Origin of the sequence: Acetivibrio straminisolvens JCM 21531, assembly GCF_000521465.1 — a bacterium.
Classification (GTDB): Bacteria; Bacillota; Clostridia; order Acetivibrionales; family Acetivibrionaceae; genus Hungateiclostridium; species Hungateiclostridium straminisolvens.
In genome coordinates this window covers 23,300-46,230 of the sequence record NZ_BAVR01000029.1, presented here as the reverse complement: position 1 = coordinate 46,230, position 22,931 = coordinate 23,300, and the positions used below count along the sequence as shown (strand labels likewise).

Here is a 22,931-nt window from a genome sequence, read left to right as displayed (position 1 = left end):
GATTGAAACTGTTATTAAAAACTACTCACAAGCTACTAAAAAATGTCGCGCCCCGTGCGGGCGTGTGGATTGAAACTTCTACAACTACTCATATGGGTGGACTAATTGCGTGTCGCGCCCCGTGCGGGCGTGTGGATTGAAACGCAAACATAGTTATGTTTTTAATATGCCTCATCGTCGCGCCCCGTGCGGGCGTGTGGATTGAAACTCAATCTGCTGTTGAGTGAGTGCCATACTCTCAACGTCGCGCCCCGTGCGGGCGTGTGGATTGAAACTTCTACAACTACTCATATGGGTGGACTAATTGCGTGTCGCGCCCCGTGCGGGCGTGTGGATTGAAACAGGAACTCTCTGGACTTGATGCCGACATCAACGATGTCGCGCCCCGTGCGGGCGTGTGGATTGAAACTCCATCATCAAATAATACTAAGTTTTGTGTATAATGTCGCGCCCCGTGCGGGCGTGTGGATTGAAACCTGGATGCGTTGCAACTCATGGGCGACGCAAAAGGCCGTCGCGCCCCGTGCGGGCGTGTGGATTGAAACTACATCCAGCTCCTGCAAAGTGGTCTTTTTGTAATAGTCGCGCCCCGTGCGGGCGTGTGGATTGAAACATGACTGATGCCCTATCAACAATAAACTTTACGTCGCGCCCCGTGCGGGCGTGTGGATTGAAACTTGAAAACTCTTTCAGGGCATTAAACAAATAGGTGGTCGCGCCCCGTGCGGGCGTGTGGATTGAAACATCAAAAGGGAAGGGAAAAAGGCGCTGGTTGTTAGTCGCGCCCCGTGCGGGCGTGTGGATTGAAACTAGGGATATGTAGCTACACTTGTATAGTCATCTCTGTTATGCCCCATACAAGCATGTGGATCAAACCTAATAATCTTTAATAGGTTTTAGATATATGCCGGTAAGTCTGGCTTAATGTAATCGTAAAAATTAAAATACATAATTTTCTGTCGTGCCTCACTTTATCCTGTAAATTATACTCTATGTCGATATCTGAAGCAAAACTTCCCAACTACTGACCGAGTAACAAAAAGGTGTAAAGTATTAATATTGACTTCGTTAATGCTACAATTTTCATACATCGAGAAGAATTGAAAAAATCTTGTCAAGACTTTTTTTAATACTTGTTGCATTTCCTGTAAACTCTATAACTAAACTGACATAGTTTATCTGTTGTAAAAGCCGTACAATCATTATTGAATATATCTAAAAAATAATCAGACTTCTTCAGACAGAAATGAGATGTTTGTAGAATGGATTTTAATAGAATAGGAGTAGATGTTATTGATTTTATAATTAATGCTCAATTGATTGCAAAATTAAATTATGATTAAATCTACAGTCTTAGTATTTATCAGTTGTATATTGATTGTAAATTGCAAAACTGTAAAAAAAATCTTTGACATTAGTCAAAAAATGATATAAAATATTTTAAATTTATATGAGGAGGAAAGAGAGCATGGCTTACATCTATAATGATGTATCAAGAACTTTTAGCGAATATTTACTAATACCAAATCTTACAACGGAAAAATGTACTCCGGATAATATAGACCTGAGCACTCCTATGGTTAAGTTCAAAAAAGATGAAAATTGCAGCCTCAAGCTGAATATTCCGATTGTGTCTGCCATTATGCAGTCAGTGTCTAACGATACACTGGCAATAGCTCTTGCTAGATGTGGAGGACTATCTTTTATATACGGTTCTCAGTCAATCGAAAAACAAGCTGATATGGTTAAAAAAGTAAAGAAATATAAATCAGGATTTGTTGTGAGTGATTCAAATCTTACAATCGACAGCACCTTGAAGGATGTTATTGACTTAAAGAGCAAAACAGGACACTCTACTATTGCAATAACAGACGACGGCACATCTTCCGGAAAGCTTCTTGGATTAGTCACTACAAGGGATTACAGAATAAGCAGGGATCCTTTGGATAAAAAGGTTAAAGATTTTATGACACCTTTCTCAAAGCTTGTTGTAGGTAAGCTTGGTATCAGCTTAAGCGAAGCAAATGACATAATATGGGGTCACAAGCTCAATTGTCTTCCTATTGTTGATGATGAGCAAAGACTTCACTATTTGGTTTTCAGAAAAGACTATGACGACCACAAGCAAAATCCTTATGAGCTGCTTGACAGCAACAAAAGACTGAGAGTCGGAGCAGGAATAAACACAAGGGATTACAAAGAAAGGGTACCGGCATTGGTGGAGGCAGGAGTTGACGCTCTCTGTATAGACTCATCCGACGGATTTTCCGTGTGGCAGAAATATACCTTGGATTATATAAAATCAAATTACGATATAAAAGTCGGTGCAGGAAACGTAGTTGACAGGGAAGGTTTCTTATATCTTGCAGAGGCAGGAGCTGACTTTGTAAAAATCGGAATCGGGGGAGGCTCCATTTGCATAACCCGTGAGCAGAAGGGAATAGGAAGAGGACAAGCTACGGCTGTTATTGAAGTGGCAAAAGCAAGGATGAATATTTTGAAAAAACCGGTGTATATATTCCTATATGCTCTGACGGCGGTATTGTTCACGATTATCATATTGTTCTGGCACTGGCAATGGGTGCTGATTTCGTAATGATGGGAAGATATTTTGCAAGATTCGATGAAAGCCCGACAAAGAAGGTTAAGAGCGGAAACGGTTATGTTAAAGAATATTGGGGAGAAGGCTCAAATAGGGCTAGAAACTGGCAGCGCTACGACCATGGAGGTGAAAACACCAACATGAAATTTGAAGAGGGCGTGGACAGTTACGTGCCCTATGCAGGTAAACTGAGCGACAACCTTGAAATTACGTTAAATAAGATAAAAGCTACAATGTCAAGCTGTGGCGCAGCTTCCATAAGCGAGCTTCAGAAAACTGCAAGGTTAACTCTGGTATCTTCCACAAGTATAATTGAAGGTGGAGCTCACGACGTTATATTAAAGGACAAGGAGTACTGATTTCCGTTTTGTTAATTGTGCCTCCCATGGGTCATATAAACTTAAGACCTGTGTGGGGCACAAGTTTATGCAGCAAAAACTGTTTTCAAAATAAAAATCTCCGTAAACAGGAGATCTTTATGTATTAATATTTAGTTAACAGTCCTCTCAATCAATAAATTTACTGTTCTTTCAGACATGCTAAACAACTCCCTTCATTATCAGTATATTATTCTCAAAATTTTGAGTGTTTGTCCTAAGTTATTTTATACACTTTATTGTGACACAAATTTTCAGATTTTAAACATGCTTTTTTATCATTTAGTTATGGAAATTACAACACCGTCTCCGGGAAGAATCCAGTCTTTAAAACCGATTTCAAGGCCATTGTCCATCGGTTCTTCAATAATTCTGTCTTTATGATTTCCCATAAAGCCGAAACTATGCCATGATAATTGATAAGAAGGGTCGTTTAATATAAAAATAACACTGTAATCTTTGCAAGGACGGGTTATTTTATTGGAGAAGCAGACATCGTTCAAAGGGACAATTGTTTCAATAACCATATCTATTGTACATTTCTTTTTCACTTTTATATCCCAGTAAGTATGTACTTTAATGCAGTATGCATCGCTGTTTTCAGGGCAATTGTCCAAAATATAGATTCTTTCGTTGATATCTTTGGTAAAATCCGTGGAATCAACAACAAATTTCTTAATTTGATACAACCTGCTGCTTTCAACTTGCTCCACTCTTTGCATTTCCGCACCAAAGGGTATTCTTATGGTACATTCTTTTTTTGACGGGTTTACAATCTCAAACTTTTTTCTTATGGTTTTGGATATGTAGTTTTCGCAAATATGGCATTCAATTTTTGTTCTGTAGCTTTTATAATAGCATTCATTTAAAAGTGAAGACAGTTCCCTTTCAAAAAAATTATAAAAATTATCTTTGTCATGATCATTATCTCTAAAATACAGCTCCGTCTCAATTTTTGCCTTTAAATCCTTCATTTCATCCTTTGTCAATCTGTTTACAAAATCATACTTAACCAGTGTTTCTGTAGATTCCACCCAGAATTTTACCAAGTTTATAAAAGTGGATGTAATAAGCGACACCCCCACACTTCTTATTCCTGTAAGAATGATATCACCGAATATCCCTAAATAAAACGCGTTTTAGGGGGAAAAAACAACTCAAAATAAGATGCAGACATTATTAATGTTGTTCCCAGTATGAATGAAATTAGAGAAATAATCCGAAGTCTTTTGACCATAACATATCAACCCCATAAAATTCGTGTTAGTATAATATATTATGTATAATAGAAAATTATTACAATTATTTTGTACAAAGCCTAACAGCCAAAAAGGCACAAATAAGCAATTCATAGATTTTTTTGCAAGATTTTATCTTGACTCTTGCAAACATTAATGCTACGATTATGTATATTAATGCTATAACGGATTGTTTGCATATGTTGGAATTCAAATAAGATTATCGATTAATGTTAATGTGGAAGGTGGAAAATATGTTTGTTTCAAAGGCTTTAAAGGTTAACGAAAAAAATCACCTTGAAATCGGCGGATGTGATTGTGTTGATCTTGTAAACAACTTCGGCACTCCCTTGTATGTGATGGATGAAAGTCTTGTAAGGGAAAATTGCCGTATATATAAAAATGCGTTGGACAATTATTACGGCGGAAACGGTCTGGTGCTTTATGCCAGCAAGGCTCTCTGCACAATGGCAATGTGCAAAATTGCCGAGCAGGAGGGGCTCGGGCTGGATGTAGTATCGGGCGGAGAACTATATACTGCAATCAAAGCGGGTTTTCCCATGGACAGGGTTTACTTTCACGGAAACAATAAAACCGTTAGCGAGCTGGAACTTGCAATAGACAACAACATAAAAAGGATAGTAGTGGATAACAGGCAGGAACTCTTTCATATAAATAGAATTGCTGCAAAAAAAGGTAAGACAGTAAATATTTCCTTTAGAATAAAGCCTGGAATTGATGCTCATACTCATGACTTTGTCCAAACCGGGCAGATTGACTCTAAATTCGGTGTTGCCCTTGAAAACGGTGAGGCAATGGAAATAATAGGCGAGGCGGTAAAGCTCAGCAATGTCAAAGTGGTTGGGGTGCATTGCCATATAGGCTCTCAAATTTTTGAACTCCATCCTTTTGAGGAAGCAGCAAGAGTAATGCTGACCTTTATTGCAAAAATAAAGGAGGAACTGGGGGTAGAAATTGAAGAGCTAAATCTCGGAGGAGGTTTCGGTATAAAATATACACAGGAAGATGACCCCATAGAATATGATCAGTATATAAAATCCGTTTCAAAAGTTATAAAAAGTGTGTGCGAAGATAAAGGAATAAAGCTTCCGTTTATAGTAATGGAGCCGGGCAGATCCATCGTTGCATCTGCCGGAATAACCTTGTACAAAATCGGTACCATAAAGGATATCAAGGGCGTAAGAAAATATATCGCTGTTGACGGTGGAATGACCGATAACCCAGATATGCGCTTTATCAGTCTAAGTATGAAGGTGTTATTGCCAATAAAGCTGACGCACCAAAGACAGAAAAGGTTACGATTGCGGGCAAGTGCTGTGAATCCGGAGACCTGCTGGGTAAGGACGTAATGCTTCCCGAAGCGGAAGAAGGAGACATTCTGGCCATTTTTGCCACCGGTGCATACAACTACTCCATGTCCAGCAACTACAACCGCATTCCAAGACCTCCGGTTGTTCTTGTGAAAGACGGCAAAGCCAGAGTTATTGTTAAAAGGGAAGACTATGACGATATAATAAGAAACGATATTTTGCCTGAAGATCTGTAAGCTTGGCATAAGCTTATAAAATGCTAATAGAATAATAAAAGCTCGGGACATCGACTCCCTTCGCTTTTGCCTCTTTCATTTCATTCCAAGAGGCTAAATAAAAAAGATGGAGCACATTTTAAATTTTGTGCTCCTTTTTAATATATTCTGTTATAATGAATCATATAAAGAGGCGATAGGAATTATAAAATTGCATTATGTTTTATATAATTCATAGGAAAAAGCATTTGTTGGAGAGATGAGAATGGATATTATAACAGGCCATGTAAATAGCGATTTTGATAGTCTTGCATCCATGTTAGCGGCAAGTAAACTTTATCCCCATGCTGTTATGGTCCTTCCCGGAATTATAGGAAAGGATGTAAAGAAGTTTCTAAACCTATACAGGGATTCATTCCATTTTTTAACTGTAAAAGATATTAATATAGAACAAGTTGAAAGATTAATTATTGTGGACACGAATTCGAAATCAAGGCTTGAAAAAACTTTGGAGAAACTTGTTGACAAGCCTGGTATTGATGTCATTGTGTATGACCATCATCCGGCATCCGAAAACATGATTGTGGCTCAAAAAATCACCATCGAAGACGTAGGTGCTTGTGCTACTTTACTTGCGGACGAAATTCAAAAGCTTGGCATTGAGCTTTCTCCTCTGGAAGCAACTGTTATAGCTCTGGGAATATACGCTGACACCAACTGTCTGACATTGCCGGGAACTACTTCAAAGGATGCATATGCCCTTGCCTTCCTTTTATCAAAGGGGGCCAATTTGCAGGTTATAGACGACTATATGACAAATCCTTTAAACTTAAATCAGCAGGTTCTTTTGGAGAAGATGGGCAAAAACATCAGGGTTATAGATATAAACGGTTTCAAGGTGGCTTTTTCTGCTGTAGAGGTTGAAGACTATGTAGATAACGCAGCTTTTCTGACAAGGAAGCTATTGGAGGAAAGAGATTATGACGCTCTCTTCTCAATTCTCAGAATGGACAACAAGACATATATAATCGGAAGAAGTCTTGAAGATGAAATTGATGTGGGGCATGCAATGACTTTCTTCAACGGTGGAGGACATCCCGGTGCAGGTTCGGGCAAATCCGATGAAGCGGATCTCAATAAGTTAGCAAGCTTACTTGAGAAAATTCTTAGGGAAAATATACGGCCTGTGGAAAGAGCTAAGGATATAATGAGCTCACCTGTTAAAACGGTTTCTTTTGATTCCAGTATAGATGAGGCCAACAAAATAATGTTAAGATACGGCCATTCCGGACTTCCTGTTGTAAAGGACGGTATTCTTTGCGGAATTATATCCCGAAGGGATATAGAAAAAGCGCGTTTGCATGGTTTCGGCAGCTCTCCTGTCAAAGCTTATATGACAAAGAATGTAATTACGATAGATCCGGAAACTCCGATAAAAGCAATTGAGAACCTTCTTGTTGAGCACAACATCGGAAGACTTCCGGTGGTATCCGGGAATAAACTTTTAGGTATTGTTACCAGGACCGATATTATAGCCACTTTCTTTGGTGAAAGTTCACCTCAGTGGTACAAAAAGAATTATATTGACAGCCAAAATGTAAACTTAAAAAATCACAATCTGTCCGACAAAATAAATGCTCTTCCCCAAAGAGTAAAGAACCTTCTTATTGAAGCCGGCAAAATCGCAGATGATGAGGGCTTAAACGCATATGTGGTCGGAGGATTTGTACGCGATCTTATACTTGGAGTTGAAAATCTCGATATCGATATCGTGGTAGAGGGAGATGCCCTAAAGTTTTCCGAAAAACTTGCAGGCCATTATCGCGCACACCTTACAAAGCATGATAGATTCGGTACTGCAGTGGTGGTACTGGAAGATGATTTTAAGATTGATGTGGTAACGGCCCGTAAGGAATATTATGAGTATCCTGCATCCCTTCCCGTGGTTGAAGGGGGAACTATAAAGGACGACCTCTTCAGAAGGGATTTTACCATAAACAGCATGGCAATAAAGCTTAACAAATCCGGTTTTGGCAATATAGTAGACTTTTACGGCGGAAGAAGGGACCTTCAGCTTGGGCTTATAAGGATACTTTACAACCTCAGCTTTGTGGAAGACCCTACAAGAATATTCAGGGCAATAAGATTCGAACAAAGGTATGACTTTAGAATGGAGGAGAAAACCGAGGAATTTGCGATTAAGGCTATAGAATCCGGCATTCTTTGGAAAGTGAGTCTTGAGAGGATAAACTTCGAGTTCTTTACAATGCTGAAAGAAAACAATATTCCAGCTATTTTAAAAAGAATGGAAAACTTACGTATACTAAAAAGTGTCTATCCCGAAATCAGGCTTACCGATGACATAAAGAAACTTCTTAAAAATGCCGAAGAAAATTTGGCTTATTTTAAAGAAAAGTTAGACTTCCAAGAAACTTTAGACAGGACACTCTTATTTTTATTGATCCTTCATTCAAACATGAGTTTTGAAAATGCCTCCAGGTCATCGGAAAATATGCGACTATCAAAGGAATACAAAACAGAAATACTAAAGCTCACCGAAGTAAAAGACAGGGTGCTTTCAAATTTGTCCGGAAATATTGATATATCCAATTATCATGTTTATAATGAGTTAAAGGGATTATCGTTAGAAGTTCTTCTGGTATTATGTATGCTAAGTAATGATAAGAAGCTAATAAACAGGGTAATCCTTTATATAAATAACCTCAAAAATATTAAGGCATGTGTATCCGGCAAGGATTTAAAGGAACTGGGCGTAAAGCGGGGCCCGAGTATACGCTTCTTCTTGACCAGGTGCTTGCAGAAAAACTCAACGGCAATCTGCAAACCTATAAAGATGAGCTTGAGTTCCTTAAAAAAATAATTAAAAATAATTAGTATTGTATTTAAGGAGAAGAAAATGTTGTTACAGCAATTAGAAAACAGTCCCGAATTGCTAATTTATTGGTTTATAGTTTTTGCTTTTTCCATATCGGTTCATGAATCGGCTCACGCTTATATAGCTTATCGTTTGGGAGATTCGACGGCAAAAGACAAGGGGAGGATTACAATTGATCCGCTAAAACACCTTGATTTATTTGGAACGTTAATGATGTTAATAAGCTTTATAGGATGGGCGAAGCCTGTGCCTATAAATCCATCAAATTTTAAAAATAAAAAGATCGGGACCATCTTAGTAAGTCTGGCAGGTCCGCTTTCCAATTTGATTCTGGCAATACTTTTTGCTATTCCGCTTACTTTTGTGACTTTAAAGTATTATCCTCTGGAAAATAATCCATTGAGTCCGGCGGTGATTATATATAATTTTGCTTCTTACGGCTTTGTTATGAATATAGCTTTGGCTGTTTTTAATCTTCTGCCATTGCCGCCCCTCGATGGTTCCAAGATATTTACTGCAGTTTTGCCGTCAAAATATTATTTCAAGGTTATGCAGTATCACAATGCTACTTTCATTATATTGCTGTTATTGTCCTATACCGGGTGGCTTGGCAGAATAATTACACCGGTTATAGACGGAATGCAAAGTGCCGTATTATCTGTAATTATACCCATAATGAAGCTAATTGTATAAAAAATATGATTAGACTTTAATATAAAAAAAGATATAATTTATTATTGTAATATATTCATATGACAAGATTTTTTATACGGGAGAGTGAAGTTTTAGTGAAAAAAGGTACTATATTAAGCGGCATGAGACCTACTGGAGCTTTGCATCTGGGCAACTATTTCGGTGCATTGGAAAACTGGGTAAAGCTTCAGAACGATTATGATTGTTATTTTTTTGTTGCAGATTGGCATGCCCTTACAACGGGATATGAAGATACATCGCAAATTAAGAATAATATAAACGACCTTGTTATAGATTGGATTAGTGCAGGTCTTGACCCTGAAAAATGCGTTATATTTTTGCAGTCAAGCGTAAAAGAGCATGCAGAACTGCATTTGTTGTTCTCCATGACGACGCCTCTTTCATGGCTGCTTCGCTGTCCGACATACAAGGATCAGCTCAGTCAATTAAAGGACAAGAACATTACCACATACGGATTTTTGGGGTATCCATGCCTTCAGGCTGCCGATATATTGATCTATAAGGCCGGTTTTGTACCTGTGGGAGAAGACCAGCTTCCGCATCTTGAGTTGACCAGGGAGATAGCAAGGCGGTTTAATTATTTGTTTGGCGATGTTTTCCCCGAGCTCAGGCAATTTTGACAAAGGCAAAAGTATTGCCGGGAACCGACGGCAGAAAGATGAGCAAAAGCTATGGCAATACCATAGCCCTGTCCGATAGTCCCGATGAAATCAGAAAGAAAGTAAGCACCATGATAACCGACCCTGCCAGAATTAGAAAAGACGACCCAGGACATCCTGAGGTGTGTACGGTATTTTCTTTCCATAAGGTATTTAACGAAAATGAAGTAACTGAAATCGAAGGGCAGTGCAGAGGCGGCAAAATTGGGTGCGTACAGTGCAAAAAGAATCTTGCAAACAAAATGGTGGAACATCTTGAACCTATATATGAAAGAAGACAAAAATTACTGGAAAATCCGGGTGTAGTTAAGGAGATTCTTGCAAACGGCAATGAAAAAGCAGGAAAGGTTGCCCAAAAAACCCTTGAAGAAGTCAGAAAAGCCATGAAAATAGATTTTATTTAGCCTTTTTCCGTTGAACCTATAAAGGTGGTGAATTTCTTTGGAAAGTGCGTTGTCAAAAGCATGTACTATAAAAATACAAAACTTTGAAGGACCGTTTGATCTACTGTTTCACCTTATAGAAAAGAATCAGATAGATATATATGACATACCTATACACGAAATAACGGATCAATATATGGATTACCTTTTTGCAATGCAAGAGCTAGATTTGGAAATAGCCAGTGAATTTCTGGTAATGGCAGCAACACTTCTTCACATTAAATCAAAGCTTTTACTCCCAAGTCCGAAACAGGAAAAGGAGGAAGAGCTGGACCTAGGGAAGAGCTGGTTTTAAAACTTATTGAGTATAAGAAATATAAGAGATTTACCGAAATCTTAAAGATAAGGAGAAGGATGGAGAAAGGTATTTTTACAGAGGTCCTGAGGACATTGACCTAAAGCATGAGGATGAGCCTTTAGAGCTTTCTTATGATGAGCTAAAGAGGGTTTATGTCGAGTTGATAGAAAGAAATGAAAGAAAAATGAACAAAAATACCGGGAAAATGACTCAGATACTACAGCATGAAAAGGTTTCCCTGCGCAGCAAAATCAGAGATGTCATAAGAACGCTTTTGAAAAAACCTATTTTCAAGTTTTCTGAGCTTTTTTCTCCAAAAACCAGGTCAAGGCTTGAAATTGTTACAGGTTTTCTTGCCATATTGGAGCTGGCAAAGTTAAAGAAAATTACCTTAATACAGCCAAAGCAGTTTGCGGATATTACGGTCTGCAAATGTGAAAATACCAATCTTGAAGATATTGATGAAGAAAGTATTGCGGCTGAAAACTGATATGGGGTTGGAGTGATATAAATGGATTTAAAGAAGCTCGAGGGAATCCTCGAAGGCATGCTTTTTGCTTCAGGCGATAAAATTTCCATTGAAAAACTTAGTAGTATTATAGGTATTGACAAAAAAACAATCAAGCTTGTTTTGAATAATATGATAGTAAACTATAATAACAACCTTCCCGGGGTATTAGCATTAGGGAAATAAATAACGGCTATCAGCTTTGCTCAAAGCCTGAGTACTATGACTATATAAAACAGCTTTTCGAACCTAGGCAGCGCAGCGGTTTGTCTCAAGCAGCCCTTGAAACTTTGGCAATCATTGCCTATAATAGACCTATAACTAAAGCAAGGATTGAACAGATAAGAGGTGTAAACTCCGACAGTGCAGTTGCAAGGCTCCTTGAGAAAAACTTGATTAGAGAAGCCGGAAGACTGGATGCTCCCGGCAAACCCGTATTATATGAAACCACAGACGAATTTTTCAGAAGTTTCGGTTTTAAGTCCGATTCGGATCTGCCCATATTTGAACTAAACGATATACACGAGGCTGACGAGGTAAATCAAAACAGTGAACAGGAAAAAACGGATACAGAATTGGAAATGCAAGAAAAAGTATAATTGACAAACTAGGGTGATTGAAATGAGTGAATATGACATATTCAGAGTTCGGCCATGGGTAAGGTTTTGGGCTAGAATTATTGATATATGTATTGTTAGCACAATTGTGAGATTGACTCAATTGATTTTTTTCCAAGGCAGTATGTTCGACCCCATATTGCTTAGTATGGGAACTTATTTTATCTGGGCTCTTGCGAGGCAAGATTAATATCAACTTGGGGAACTACTCCCGGAAAGTGGCTGCTTAAATTAAAGGTGCGGACTAATGTTTCCGAAATACCGGATTTTAAAAGAGCTCTAAAAAGAAGCATCCTTGTTTGGATACTGGGTATGGGTTTAGGTATTTTTACAACTATATCCTATATTTTCGGCTATTATGAGTTGACCAGAAAAGGCATTACTCTTTGGGACAGAATCAGCGAGTGCAACGTAGAGTACGAAAAAATGAGCGAGAACAGAAGAATTGCAGCGGTTTTAACGGTAATCGGACTTGGTGTTGCCTATTTTTCGCTGGTTATTGTCAACGGCGTTTTGTATTTAATAAACGCCGGAGGCTTATAAAAGCTTTGGATAAAATTTTACAATTTAAATTGCCGCATAAAAATACACAATTCATGTGTATTTTTTGTTTTTATAGGCAAAAATAACTAAATGAGGTGCGGCAATGTTATATAGAATCATTTTTGTATTAATAGCTCTTATACTGATTGTGTTAATATTTTTATTAAAAATAAATATCGTAATTGAGTATAGCAAAGGAGGGAAGAATAACCACTTTGAGATATCTTTTTTGTGTTCAAAAAAGGTTTAGATATGAAATAAAAGACAAAAATGAAAAAATAGATAGGGTAGATACTTACTACCAAAAAATTATGCAAAACATAGAAAATTCTAAAAGTTTTTATGGAAAAAATCAAGAAATAATAAAGAAAATCATGAACTATCTAAAATGCAGAATATGTATTGAAAAACTTGAATTTTCCGCAGTGATTGGAACGGGAAACGCATCTTATACGGCAATACTGACAGGGATTGCATGGAGTGTGGCAGGAATTCTTGTCTCCATTCTTCACAGTTTTACAAATGTAAAAGACAAAAGGGTGGAAATAAAGCCGGACTTCACAGGAAAAAAGTTTAATCTTGAACTATATTGTATATTTAAGGTTAGAATTGTTTATATTATTGTTATAGGTTTGATGATACTTAAGCACTTAATAAAAGCTAAAGCCGGTTTTCTCAATATTAGAAGGAGTATTACAGTATATAAATAGGATTCAGTTTGCAAAAATAAAATACCAGGTGGTGATTAATATGGCAGAACATCCTATCCAAGGCTTAATGTCAACAGCAATGGAAAGTATTAAAGAAATGGTAGATGTAAATACCATAGTAGGAGATGCAGTTCAGGCACCGGACGGAACAGTGATAATCCCTATTTCAAAAGTAACCTTTGGTTTTGCGGCAGGTGGTGGCGAGTTTGCTTCATGCTGCGCTGTAGAGGGAGAAAGCGAAGAGGGTTCCGAAGAGGGCAGCAAGCCCGAAAGCAAGTTCCCATTTGCAGGAGGTAGCGGTGCCGGAGTCAGTATAAACCGGTGGCATTCATGGTAGTAGGTCAGGGACAAATTAAGCTTTTACCTGTAAATATCAATTCATCTTTAGAAAAGGTTCTGGATTTGATTCCTGAACTTATTGAAAAGACAAAGGATACTGTAAAGAAGAGTCTTAAAGTCAAAAAGGAAATAAAGCCCGGTGATTCAAGCACAAAAAGTGCAAAAGAAGAAGATGATGAATAAGTGGGAACAAGCCCACTTTTTCTTTATGGAAGCACTAATTTGAATGATTTAAAAACTGATGAATTTATGATAATATTTAAAATAAAAAGTAAGGAAAACAATTGACAAAAAGGATTGAGTTGTCTTTATGGAAGAGATAAGACTTCAAAAGTACCTGGCGGAATGCGGTGTTGCATCCCGAAGAAAGTCTGAAGAACTGATAGGTCAGGGCAGGGTCAAGGTTAACGGTGAAACGGTCACTCAAATGGGTAGAAAGGTTTCCTTAAATGACATAATAGAGGTTGACGGAAAGCCGGTCAAAATGGAAGAAAGAAAGGTCTATATAGCATTAAACAAGCCGGTAGGGTACATAAGCTCGGTAAAGGACCAGTTTGGAAGAAAGACGGTGCTGGATCTGGTCAAGGATATAAAGGAAAGAGTTTTTCCGGTGGGAAGGCTTGATTATGATACCTCCGGTCTTTTGTTGCTTAGCAACGACGGTGATTTCACCTACAAGCTGACTCATCCTAAACATGAGATAAAAAAGGTTTATGAAGCAGTTTTAAAGGATGTTCCCTCAAAAGATGACATAAAGCGTTTTGAGCAAGGTTTATGGATTGATAATTATCTCACAAGTCCCGCAAATTTTGAGATTTTGGAAAGTGACGGAAAAACATGCAAGGTTAAAATAACCATACACGAGGGAAAGAACCGTCAGGTGAGGAAAATGTGCGATAAAATCGGTTGCCCCGTAATAAAGCTCAAAAGAATTTCTATTGGTGATATATCCTAGGGGAGTTGGGTGAAGGCTCTTGGAGATACTTGACTGACCGGGAGATTAATTCTTTTTTTGACCAACAGTAATTGAGTAAAATATATTATTTTTTCTACAACATCCGACATATTAATTCAATTAGCAATAATGTTTTGACAAAACACTATTTCATATTTAAAATATTAATGGCTGTAAAAATAAACAGCAAGTTGGAGTTACTTAAAAAATATAGAACAGGAGTTGAATCAAATGGAACTTTGGTTTACAGAGTATCAGACCTCTTCATTAGGAATTACATGCAAGACAAAAAAGACTTATCACACTGAAAAAACAGAATATCAGAATCTGGCAGTTATAGATACCGAGCAGTTTGGTAGAATGCTTCTTTTAGACGGAATTATTCAGACAACAATTGAGGACGAATTTGTCTATCATGAAATGATATCTCATATTCCGCTTTTTACTCATAAAAACCCTAAAAAAGCACTGGTCATCGGCGGTGGTGACGGAGGCTCAATAAGAGAAATAATAAAGCATCCATCCATCGAAAAGGCAGTTTTGTGTGAAATAGACGGCCGTGTCATTGAGGTATCAAAGCAGTATCTTCCGGAGATTAGCTGCGCTTTGGAAAACGAAAAGGTTGAGGTAGTGGTTGGCGACGGTATTAAGTACGTAAAAGAACACAAAAATGAATTTGACGTTATAATGATTGATTCTACAGATCCGATAGGACCTGCTGAAGGACTGTTTGCCATTGATTTTTACAAGTCGGTATACGAAGCACTGAAAGAAGACGGTATATTTGTTGCGCAGACCGAATCTCCTTTCTTCAATAAAGACCTTATATCAAGAGTCTTTAAGGATGTTAAGTCATTGTTCCCGATAGCAAGGCTTTACACATGTGCAATCCCTACATATCCAACCGGATATTGGTGCTTTACCATGGGTTCAAAGAAGTATGATCCTTTAGAAACCGACATAGACTCTATACCGGATATCGATACCAAGTACTATTGTCCAAAGATTCATAAAGCGGCATTTATGCTGCCGAAGTTTGTTAAAAATTTACTGAAATAACTTATAATTTGATTTGATGAGGTATTAACATGAGCTTAAAAAACGGAAATTTTACACTGCCGACAAAATTTATGGCAAGTACTGACAGTTATAACGATGCATCCATAGTAATGGTGGGTGTTCCAATGGATTTTACCTGCAGTTTCAGACCGGGCACAAGGTTTGGGCCGCAGAAAATCAGGGAAGTATCCATAGGTATTGAAGAATACAGCATATATATGGACCGGGATTTGACCCAGTGTTCATTCTTTGATGCCGGTGACTTGGATCTTCCATTCGGTAACGTGGATAAAAGCTTAAATCTTATTGGAGATACAGCAGAGGAAATACTTAATGACAATAAATTTCCGCTTTTTATCGGAGGCGAGCATCTTATCAGCGTTCCGGTAATAAAAAAGGTATATGATAAATATGGATCGGATCTTGTAGTAGTTCAGTTTGACGCCCACGCCGACCTTAGGGAAGGGTATATCGGTTGTCCCAATTCCCATGCATCGGCTGTAAGACGCTTGATTGACTTTATGCCGGGTAAAAATATTTATCAGTTCGGTATAAGGTCCGGAACCAGGGATGAGTTTGAATATGCAAAAAGATTCACCAACATGTATACCATTGACGTTTTTGAACCCTTAAGCCGTGTCATGGATACCATAAAGGACAAACCCATATACATAACCCTTGATATTGACGTTGTGGACCCTGCATACGCCAACGGTACAGGCACACCGGAGCCCGGCGGAATCAGCTCCAGGGAGCTTCTTGATTCGATACATCTGTTTAAGGGTAAAAATCTTGTCGGATTCGATATTGTGGAGGTTTCGCCCCATTATGATCAATCGGACAGGACGGCGCTCCTTGCAGCAAAAATTATTAGAGATATCATTATGATGGTTGGATAAGGAAGGCTATGCAGACTATTAAAAATTCATTGGGACAGTCCCATGACTACATTAAACTGTTTGTCAAAGAAGGGGACACGGTTGTGGATGCTACTTGCGGAAACGGAAACGATACAGTCTTCCTCGCAAGTCTTGTAGGTGAAAAAGGCAGGGTTTTCGGCTTTGATATACAGGATAAGGCAATTGCCAATACAACAAAAAAGCTCGAGGACTTGAAGCTTATTGACAGAGTAACTCTTATAAAAGACGGACATCAAAATATGGACAAGTATGTTGATGCTCCGGTAAAAGCGGTAATGTTTAACTTAGGCTACCTTCCGTCAGGAGATCACAGCATCGGTACCAGGCCCGAAACAACCATAAAAGCTCTGTCAAAGTCAATGGAGCTTCTTATTACAGGAGGAATTATAACTGTTGTCATTTACTACGGAGGAGACAGCGGCTTTGAAGAAAAAGAAAAGGTTCTTGAGTTTTTAAAAAGCATAGACCAAAAGAAATTTATGGTTCAGCGTACCGATTTTATAAATCAGGCAAATTGTCCGCCAATATTGGTGTGCATTGAAAAGATATCATAAAAGAATAAAGCAAGTATATAAAGCAATCTAAATGTTTAAAGGGGCTTAATGCCCCTTTAAATTGCTTTTGATGCAAACACTACAAAAATCAATAGAAAAATGCCAAGTATAGATATTGCATATACGGAATATTTCAGCCTGTTGAACATGTTCCATTCCTGGGCAAGGTGCTTTTTTTGGGTTTGAAGATATTCAATCAGCTCAGATAAAAGATTGTAGTTTTCATCATCTATATTAGCAAGCTGTACGCCATAACTATAGCCACCGCTTTTATTTGCAATTCTTCTAATTATTTTGCAGGTAAAAGATATTGTTATTTTCGGTGTTACAAAGACGTCAATATCTATTTTTCTTCCTTCCTCAAAAAAATCATCGGAATGTATCAAGCCTCCTCCAAGGCTTATATCCGAGATGTTTGCGATATATGATATGTTTTCTTCATACCTTACTCTGCAAGAATAATTTACACGGAACCTTTCGTGCTTTCTTTGATTGTTATAACTTAAGACTTTGCTTATTTGAATGGTAATGGCCTGCTTTCTTATGGAGATTACTTTTTTTGAAACACTTCCCGTAAACAGTGTCTCGCAATTTTCATCAAGGGATTTGATAACGATTTTACTTCCTTCGCTAAAATAGCTCTTAAAATACTTTGCAGAAAGGAATATTTCGGCAATATTTTTATCAAGGTTAATATACGTGATTATGCCGTGAACCCATTTTTCATCGTTATTTATCGACACCCTGCAAAAAATAGGAGAATCAATTTGAGGAAGTAAATCGCTTGACAATTTAACCACCCTGCCTTCACCAAGTATTTATCTCATAAGTTTTATCGGCAAAAACGTTAAAATTCTAGACCAAAACCGACATATATTTTATTGTTTTTGTAAAAAATCTATATAAACATTAAAGTATAAAATCCTCTTTTTATATCATAAACATTTGGGAAAATATTGCAATATTAAATAAAGTAGGATATAATTTATTATAATTATAACCAGGTAATAATATCATATAATAATAAAAAATAAGTAGCTGAAATGTAAAGTTGTAATTGTATTTCAGAGAATGTATACAAAATGTATTTTGAAGCTACTGGATACAAAATTAATAATAAATGACAAGAGGTGGGAGATTGATGGACAAAGTAGACAAGATTGGCCTTCTCCGCGAAAAACTAGCCCAAGTAGAGCAGGGCGGAGGAGCGGAAAAAATTGCAAAGCAACATGATGCCGGTAAAATGACAGCCAGGGAAAGAATCGAAGCCTTGTTTGACGAAAACAGCTTTGTTGAGATCGACACATTTGTTGAAACAAGAAGCATTGACTTTGATATGCAAAAAAAGAAGGTTGCCGGAGACGGCGTTGTAACCGGATACGGCTCCATAAATGGACGTCTGGTCTTTGTTTCGTCCCAGGACTTCACGGTAATCGGAGGATCTTTGGGTGAAATGCACGCCGCTAAAATTACGAAAGTAATGGACATGGCAATGAAAATGGGTGCTCCGTTTATAAGCATTAATGACTCGGGCGGTGCAAGGATTGAAGAAGGAATTGACGCACTTAAAGGATTTGGAGACATTTTCTACAGAAACACTTTGGCATCGGGTGTAATACCGCAAATTTCAGTTATCATGGGACCATGCGCAGGTGGAGCGGTATATTCTCCTGCAATTACCGACTTTATATTCATGGTTGACAAGACCAGTCAAATGTTTATAACAGGTCCCCAGGTAATTAAGTCCGTAACCGGCGAAGATGTAACATTTGAAAAGCTTGGCGGTGCAGAAACCCACAACTCTGTAAGTGGTGTTGCACACTTTAGAAGCTCAAATGAAAAGGAATGTATAGAGCAAATCAAAAAGCTCATCAGCTATCTTCCGGATAACAATCTTTCAGATGTTCCGATTGTTCCAAGCCCGGATGACATGAACAGAATCAATGACAACTTGGCTAATATTATTCCGGAAGATTCCAACAAGCCTTATGACATGATGGACATAATCACTTCGGTAGTTGATAACGGTGATTTTTTTGAAATCCAAAAGCATTTTGCTCAAAATATTATAATAGGTTTCGGAAGAATGAATGGCGGTACCGTCGGTATAATTGCAAACCAGCCGAAATTCTACGCAGGAGTCTTGGATGTAAACTCCTCTGACAAAGCTGCAAGGTTTGTTCGTTTCTGCGACGCATTCAATATTCCGATTATAACCTTTACCGATGTTCCCGGATATCTGCCCGGTGTAGGTCAGGAGCACAACGGAGTAATAAGACACGGTGCAAAGCTTCTCTATTCTTTCTCCGAAGCTACTGTTCCTAAAATCAATGTTATCGTAAGAAAGGCTTACGGTGGTGCATATATTGCCATGAACAGCAAGCACCTTGGGGCAGATATGGTATTTGCATGGCCTTCAGCAGAAATTGCAGTTATGGGACCTGAAGGTGCGGCAAACATCATTTTCAAAAAGGATATTGCAGCTGCCGATGATCCGATGGAAGCAAGACGCAGACTTATTCAAGAGTATCGCGACAAATTCTCCAATCCATATGTTGCTGCTTCAAGGGGTTATGTTGACGATGTTATTGACCCTGCAACAACAAGGATAAGGCTGATAAGTGCTCTTGAAATGCTTGCAAGCAAGAGAGAAAACAGACCTGCTAAAAAGCATGGAAATATTCCTTTATAATGTTGGGAGGATATTATGAAAGAGCAGATAAATGAAGAAATAATCCTGGCAATATCAGCGGCAATTGCCGCCCTTGAAACCAGACCAGGATACAAACTTGTAGTCAGATCGTTTAAAAGAATACCTCAGACATCTCCTGTATGGTCCACAACAGGAAGAATCGAAAGAATTGAAAGAAATATGTAAAAACTAATTTATAAGGAGGATTAAACATGAAAAAGTTTTTGATAAAAGTAAACGGAAATCAATATGAAGTTGAAGTTGAAGAAATCAGGGACGGAGCTTCCGCGCCACAGGTTTCTCTCAGCGCGCCTGCACCGGCGGCATCTGCACCGGCACCGGCTCAGGAACCGAAAGCCGCAGCTCCAAAGAAAGATACCGCAGTACCTGCAGGTGCTGTAGTAATTAAGGCTCCTATGCCCGGTACAATATTAAATATTCTTGTAAATCAGGGAGATACGGTAAAGAAAGGCCAAGTTCTTTTAATTCTTGAAGCAATGAAGATGGAAAATGAGATAGTTGCTCCAAATGACGGTACAGTTGCATCAATTAATGTTTCAAAAGGTTCATCGGTAAATGTTGGAGAAGTTCTCCTTTCATTAAGTTGATGAAGTTTTCGGCAGAAAATAACAATGATTGAAAATGCTTAAGTTGTGGTAGATATAATTTAAAGGATCAAGCCACTTTTGTGGTTATTCCCAAAAAGGAGGTAAGAGTAAATGGCTAAGGTTAAAATTACCGAAACAGTGCTAAGGGACGCCCATCAATCTCTTATTGCAACAAGAATGAGAATTGAAGAAATGCTCCCTATTATAGATAAATTAGATGAAATTGGCTACAACTCATTGGAAGTCTGGGGCGGTGCAACCTTTGATGCCTGCTTGAGATTTTTGAATGAAGACCCGTGGGAAAGGCTTAGAATTATAAAAAGCCATTGTAAAAAAACTCCTCTGCAAATGCTTTTAAGAGGTCAAAATCTCTTGGGTTACAAGCATTATGCGGATGATGTTGTAGAGTACTTTGTACAAAAAAGCGTTGCAAACGGTATGGATATAATAAGAATTTTTGACGCTTTAAATGACGTCAGAAATATTGAAACTGCAATCAAAGCTTGTAAAAAAGAAGGCGGTCATGCTCAAGGTACGGTTTGTTATACCATAAGTCCTGTGCACAACCTTGAACTTTTTGTCAAGGATGCAAAGACCCTTGTAGAAATGGGTGCTGACTCCATATGTGTAAAGGACATGGCAGGCCTTCTTGTTCCTTATGCTGCATATGAACTTATCAAAGCATTAAAGGAAAACGTAAAGGTGCCAATCCAGCTTCATACCCACTATACCAGCGGTGTTGCTTCTATGACGTACTTAAAAGCAATTGAAGCAGGCTGCGATATTGTAGACTGTGCTATTTCTCCAATGTCAATGGGAACATCCCAGCCACCGACAGAGCCTCTTGTTGCAACTTTAAAAGATACTCCATACGATACCGGACTTGACTTGGATAAGTTAAGTGAAATCGCCGACTATTTCAGACCTCTGAAAGAAGAATATATATCAAAAGGACTTCTTGATGTAAAAGTTATGGGAGTTGATGTAAATACTCTCAAATACCAAGTACCGGGTGGAATGCTTTCTAACTTGGTATCTCAGTTGAAGCAATCCAATGCGGTTGATAAATTCGAAGAAGTTCTAAAAGAAGTGCCGAAAGTAAGGGAAGACTTCGGTTATCCTCCGTTGGTTACACCTACAAGCCAGATTGTAGGTACTCAGGCAGTTTTAAATGTGGTAACAGGCGAAAGATACAAAATGGTGCCAAAAGAATCCAAAGCACTAATCAAAGGTGAATATGGCAAAACACCTGCGCCTGTAAATCCTGAAGTTCAAAAGAATATCCTAAAGGATGAAAAGCCAATTACAGTAAGACCTGCAGATCTTATTGAGCCCGAGCTTGAAAAGATCAGAAACGAAATGAAGGAATACTTAGAACAAGACGAGGATGTTTTATCTTACGCTCTGTTCCCGCAGGTAGCAGAAAAGTTCTTCCAATACAGAAAGGCTCAAAAATATAAAATAGAACCGGACATGGTTGATTACGAGAACAGGATTCATCCGGTTTAAAATAGAACATTGAGCTTTATATTTCAAGGACAACAATAAAGCTTTGGACATCGAGTCCAAGAGACTAGGCAAAAACTCAGGACCTAATACGGCGCCTGAGTTTTTTCTGTATTTAAATTCTAAAATATATATTTTTTAATAAATATTACTGGACAAAATTAAACTGAATATGATAAAATATGGATTGAAATCAATTATTAAAAGTAAAATAGAAAAAGGTGAGTTTATGAGAAGAATTCTTAGTCTTTTGCTTATAGCATTCTTCCTTTGTATCTTGGTGTCATGTAACCAAAAAGAAATGCAAGAATGTGAATGTCTTAAAATACATATTATCGAAAAACCCGAAGATATTGATAACTACATAGTCTTGCACGGATATGAGATTTTAGAATCAAAAGGGAAAACTGAGGAATATACCTTAGATAAACAAAGGGTATATCAAAGCTGGCAGATTTGGTCTGTTCAACATTTAGCGCCAGATGATTATATTGGAAAAGAAATATCGATTTACTCATATATAATAAAAAATCATCCTTTAGATAATAAATCCCCGAATAAAAAAACTAATTTATCCATGATGGTTTGCGGAAACGAAATCATAGGCGGATATTCAAGCCCATATTATGAAGAAAAAGATATTATTCAAATGCCAATAGGAGAAATTTATTCTTTTGAAGGCAAGAATTTTGAAAATGTTAAAAGCATGGAGTTTAATACGTGGAGGGATGAATTTTTAAAAAAATATGAATAAGAGAATACACAAAGTAATATCAAAAAATAATCAAATACCTTGAAAACTAAAATTATTTTTGGTATTATTTTCGAAGTGAATCTGCTATTTTTTTAAGACTCATTAGGAGGACTAAAAATGGATGAAAAAGCATTTGAACTTCTTACAAACATGTACTACGAAATAAAAGAGCAACTCGTCCAAATAAACCAAAAATTAGATGAAAAAGCCGACAAAAGCGACATAATACGTTTGGAAAATGAACTTACCCCAAAAGTTCAGGCCCTGTTTGACGGGTACAAGCAGCATACGGACATTTTAGAACGTATTGAAAACGAAGTAATGAAGCAAGATGAAATCATTATGAGACGCGTTAAGTAATATCAGTATCTTCGCCTTACCCAACATCCACAC

At 37.8% G+C, this 22,931-nt stretch carries 18 protein-coding genes, 6 pseudogenes and 1 CRISPR repeat array; of the genes and pseudogenes, 22 read left to right on the top strand and 2 right to left on the bottom strand.

The window, feature by feature from the left end; translation table 11 throughout:
* Positions 1 to 44: 44 nt before the first annotated feature.
* A CRISPR array of direct repeats spans positions 45 to 810; the repeat unit is 32 nt; unit sequence GTCGCGCCCCGTGCGGGCGTGTGGATTGAAAC.
* 658 nt (positions 811 to 1,468) lie between these two features.
* Positions 1,469 to 2,961: pseudogene (locus JCM21531_RS09215) on the top strand (IMP dehydrogenase).
* A 296-nt stretch (positions 2,962 to 3,257) separates the two neighbouring features.
* Here JCM21531_RS09215 and JCM21531_RS09210 read toward each other — a convergent pair.
* Positions 3,258 to 4,028, bottom strand: a complete 771-nt coding sequence (locus JCM21531_RS09210; RefSeq protein WP_243467471.1) for a hypothetical protein — start codon at positions 4,026 to 4,028, stop codon at positions 3,258 to 3,260.
* 443 nt (positions 4,029 to 4,471) lie between these two features.
* Here JCM21531_RS09210 and lysA point away from each other — a divergent pair.
* The 15 genes and pseudogenes from lysA to mnmM all read left to right on the top strand — a co-directional run bounded on the left by lysA (position 4,472) and on the right by mnmM (position 16,978).
* A pseudogene (gene lysA / locus JCM21531_RS09205) lies at positions 4,472 to 5,784 on the top strand (diaminopimelate decarboxylase).
* A gap of 244 nt (positions 5,785 to 6,028) precedes the next feature.
* Complete coding sequence (locus tag JCM21531_RS09200) at positions 6,029 to 8,644, top strand: CBS domain-containing protein (RefSeq protein WP_243467470.1); 2,616 nt, start codon at positions 6,029 to 6,031, stop codon at positions 8,642 to 8,644.
* A 36-nt stretch (positions 8,645 to 8,680) separates the two neighbouring features.
* Positions 8,681 to 9,352 (top strand): site-2 protease family protein, encoded by a 672-nt coding sequence (locus JCM21531_RS09195; RefSeq protein WP_038289221.1) that lies wholly within the window; start codon positions 8,681 to 8,683, stop codon positions 9,350 to 9,352.
* 59 nt (positions 9,353 to 9,411) lie between these two features.
* Positions 9,412 to 10,436 (top strand): annotated as a pseudogene (gene trpS / locus JCM21531_RS09190) (tryptophan--tRNA ligase).
* Between the two features lie 37 nt (positions 10,437 to 10,473).
* Positions 10,474 to 11,263, top strand: a pseudogene (locus JCM21531_RS09185) (segregation and condensation protein A).
* A 21-nt stretch (positions 11,264 to 11,284) separates the two neighbouring features.
* Positions 11,285 to 11,467 (top strand): SMC-Scp complex subunit ScpB, encoded by a 183-nt coding sequence (locus tag JCM21531_RS24845; protein WP_439644290.1) that lies wholly within the window; start codon positions 11,285 to 11,287, stop codon positions 11,465 to 11,467.
* Positions 11,449 to 11,880 (top strand): SMC-Scp complex subunit ScpB, encoded by a 432-nt coding sequence (gene scpB, locus JCM21531_RS09180; RefSeq protein ID WP_439644291.1) that lies wholly within the window; start codon positions 11,449 to 11,451, stop codon positions 11,878 to 11,880. The genes JCM21531_RS24845 and scpB overlap by 19 nt, the downstream gene beginning before the upstream one ends.
* 22 nt (positions 11,881 to 11,902) lie before the next feature.
* The gene (locus JCM21531_RS23735; RefSeq protein WP_279379024.1) at positions 11,903 to 12,088 is read left to right on the top strand and encodes an RDD family protein; all 186 of its coding nucleotides are present in this window, start codon (positions 11,903 to 11,905) and stop codon (positions 12,086 to 12,088) included.
* Positions 12,089 to 12,135: 47 nt separating this feature from the next.
* The gene (locus tag JCM21531_RS23730) at positions 12,136 to 12,441 is read left to right on the top strand and encodes an RDD family protein (RefSeq protein WP_279379023.1); all 306 of its coding nucleotides are present in this window, start codon (positions 12,136 to 12,138) and stop codon (positions 12,439 to 12,441) included.
* Between the two features lie 215 nt (positions 12,442 to 12,656).
* Positions 12,657 to 13,151 (top strand): DUF2953 domain-containing protein, encoded by a 495-nt coding sequence (locus tag JCM21531_RS09170; protein WP_243467469.1) that lies wholly within the window; start codon positions 12,657 to 12,659, stop codon positions 13,149 to 13,151.
* Positions 13,152 to 13,191: 40 nt separating this feature from the next.
* A pseudogene (gene ytfJ / locus JCM21531_RS09165) lies at positions 13,192 to 13,673 on the top strand (GerW family sporulation protein).
* Positions 13,674 to 13,800: 127 nt separating this feature from the next.
* Positions 13,801 to 14,516: pseudogene (locus JCM21531_RS09160) on the top strand (pseudouridine synthase).
* A gap of 160 nt (positions 14,517 to 14,676) precedes the next feature.
* Positions 14,677 to 15,504 carry a polyamine aminopropyltransferase gene (gene speE, locus JCM21531_RS09155; RefSeq protein ID WP_038289219.1) on the top strand — a complete coding sequence of 276 codons (828 nt, stop codon included), beginning with the start codon at positions 14,677 to 14,679 and terminating at the stop codon, positions 15,502 to 15,504.
* A 29-nt stretch (positions 15,505 to 15,533) separates the two neighbouring features.
* Positions 15,534 to 16,403, top strand: a complete 870-nt coding sequence (speB, locus tag JCM21531_RS09150) for an agmatinase (RefSeq protein WP_038289217.1) — start codon at positions 15,534 to 15,536, stop codon at positions 16,401 to 16,403.
* Between the two features lie 8 nt (positions 16,404 to 16,411).
* Positions 16,412 to 16,978 (top strand): tRNA 5-(aminomethyl)-2-thiouridylate-methyltransferase MnmM, encoded by a 567-nt coding sequence (gene mnmM, locus JCM21531_RS09145; RefSeq protein WP_038289215.1) that lies wholly within the window; start codon positions 16,412 to 16,414, stop codon positions 16,976 to 16,978.
* Between the two features lie 56 nt (positions 16,979 to 17,034).
* Here mnmM and JCM21531_RS09140 read toward each other — a convergent pair whose 3' ends face one another.
* Positions 17,035 to 17,778 (bottom strand): PilZ domain-containing protein, encoded by a 744-nt coding sequence (locus JCM21531_RS09140; RefSeq protein WP_243467468.1) that lies wholly within the window; start codon positions 17,776 to 17,778, stop codon positions 17,035 to 17,037.
* 341 nt (positions 17,779 to 18,119) lie between these two features.
* Between JCM21531_RS09140 and JCM21531_RS09135 the strand changes: the two genes are divergently transcribed.
* The 6 genes from JCM21531_RS09135 (at position 18,120) to JCM21531_RS09110 (ending at position 22,898) form a co-directional block, all read left to right on the top strand.
* Positions 18,120 to 19,670 (top strand): acyl-CoA carboxylase subunit beta, encoded by a 1,551-nt coding sequence (locus JCM21531_RS09135; protein ID WP_038289210.1) that lies wholly within the window; start codon positions 18,120 to 18,122, stop codon positions 19,668 to 19,670.
* Positions 19,671 to 19,685: 15 nt separating this feature from the next.
* Positions 19,686 to 19,856 carry a hypothetical protein gene (locus JCM21531_RS09130; protein ID WP_038289209.1) on the top strand — a complete coding sequence of 57 codons (171 nt, stop codon included), beginning with the start codon at positions 19,686 to 19,688 and terminating at the stop codon, positions 19,854 to 19,856.
* 26 nt (positions 19,857 to 19,882) lie between these two features.
* Positions 19,883 to 20,278, top strand: coding sequence for a biotin/lipoyl-containing protein (locus JCM21531_RS09125; RefSeq protein ID WP_038289207.1), 396 nt, complete (start codon positions 19,883 to 19,885; stop codon positions 20,276 to 20,278).
* A gap of 111 nt (positions 20,279 to 20,389) precedes the next feature.
* Positions 20,390 to 21,787, top strand: a complete 1,398-nt coding sequence (locus tag JCM21531_RS09120; protein ID WP_038289206.1) for an oxaloacetate decarboxylase subunit alpha — start codon at positions 20,390 to 20,392, stop codon at positions 21,785 to 21,787.
* 226 nt (positions 21,788 to 22,013) lie between these two features.
* Positions 22,014 to 22,538: a DUF4830 domain-containing protein gene (locus JCM21531_RS09115; RefSeq protein ID WP_038289226.1), complete on the top strand. Its 525-nt coding sequence runs from the start codon at positions 22,014 to 22,016 to the stop codon at positions 22,536 to 22,538.
* 117 nt (positions 22,539 to 22,655) lie between these two features.
* Positions 22,656 to 22,898, top strand: coding sequence for a hypothetical protein (locus JCM21531_RS09110; protein ID WP_038289202.1), 243 nt, complete (start codon positions 22,656 to 22,658; stop codon positions 22,896 to 22,898).
* The last annotated feature ends 33 nt before the right edge of the window (positions 22,899 to 22,931 follow it).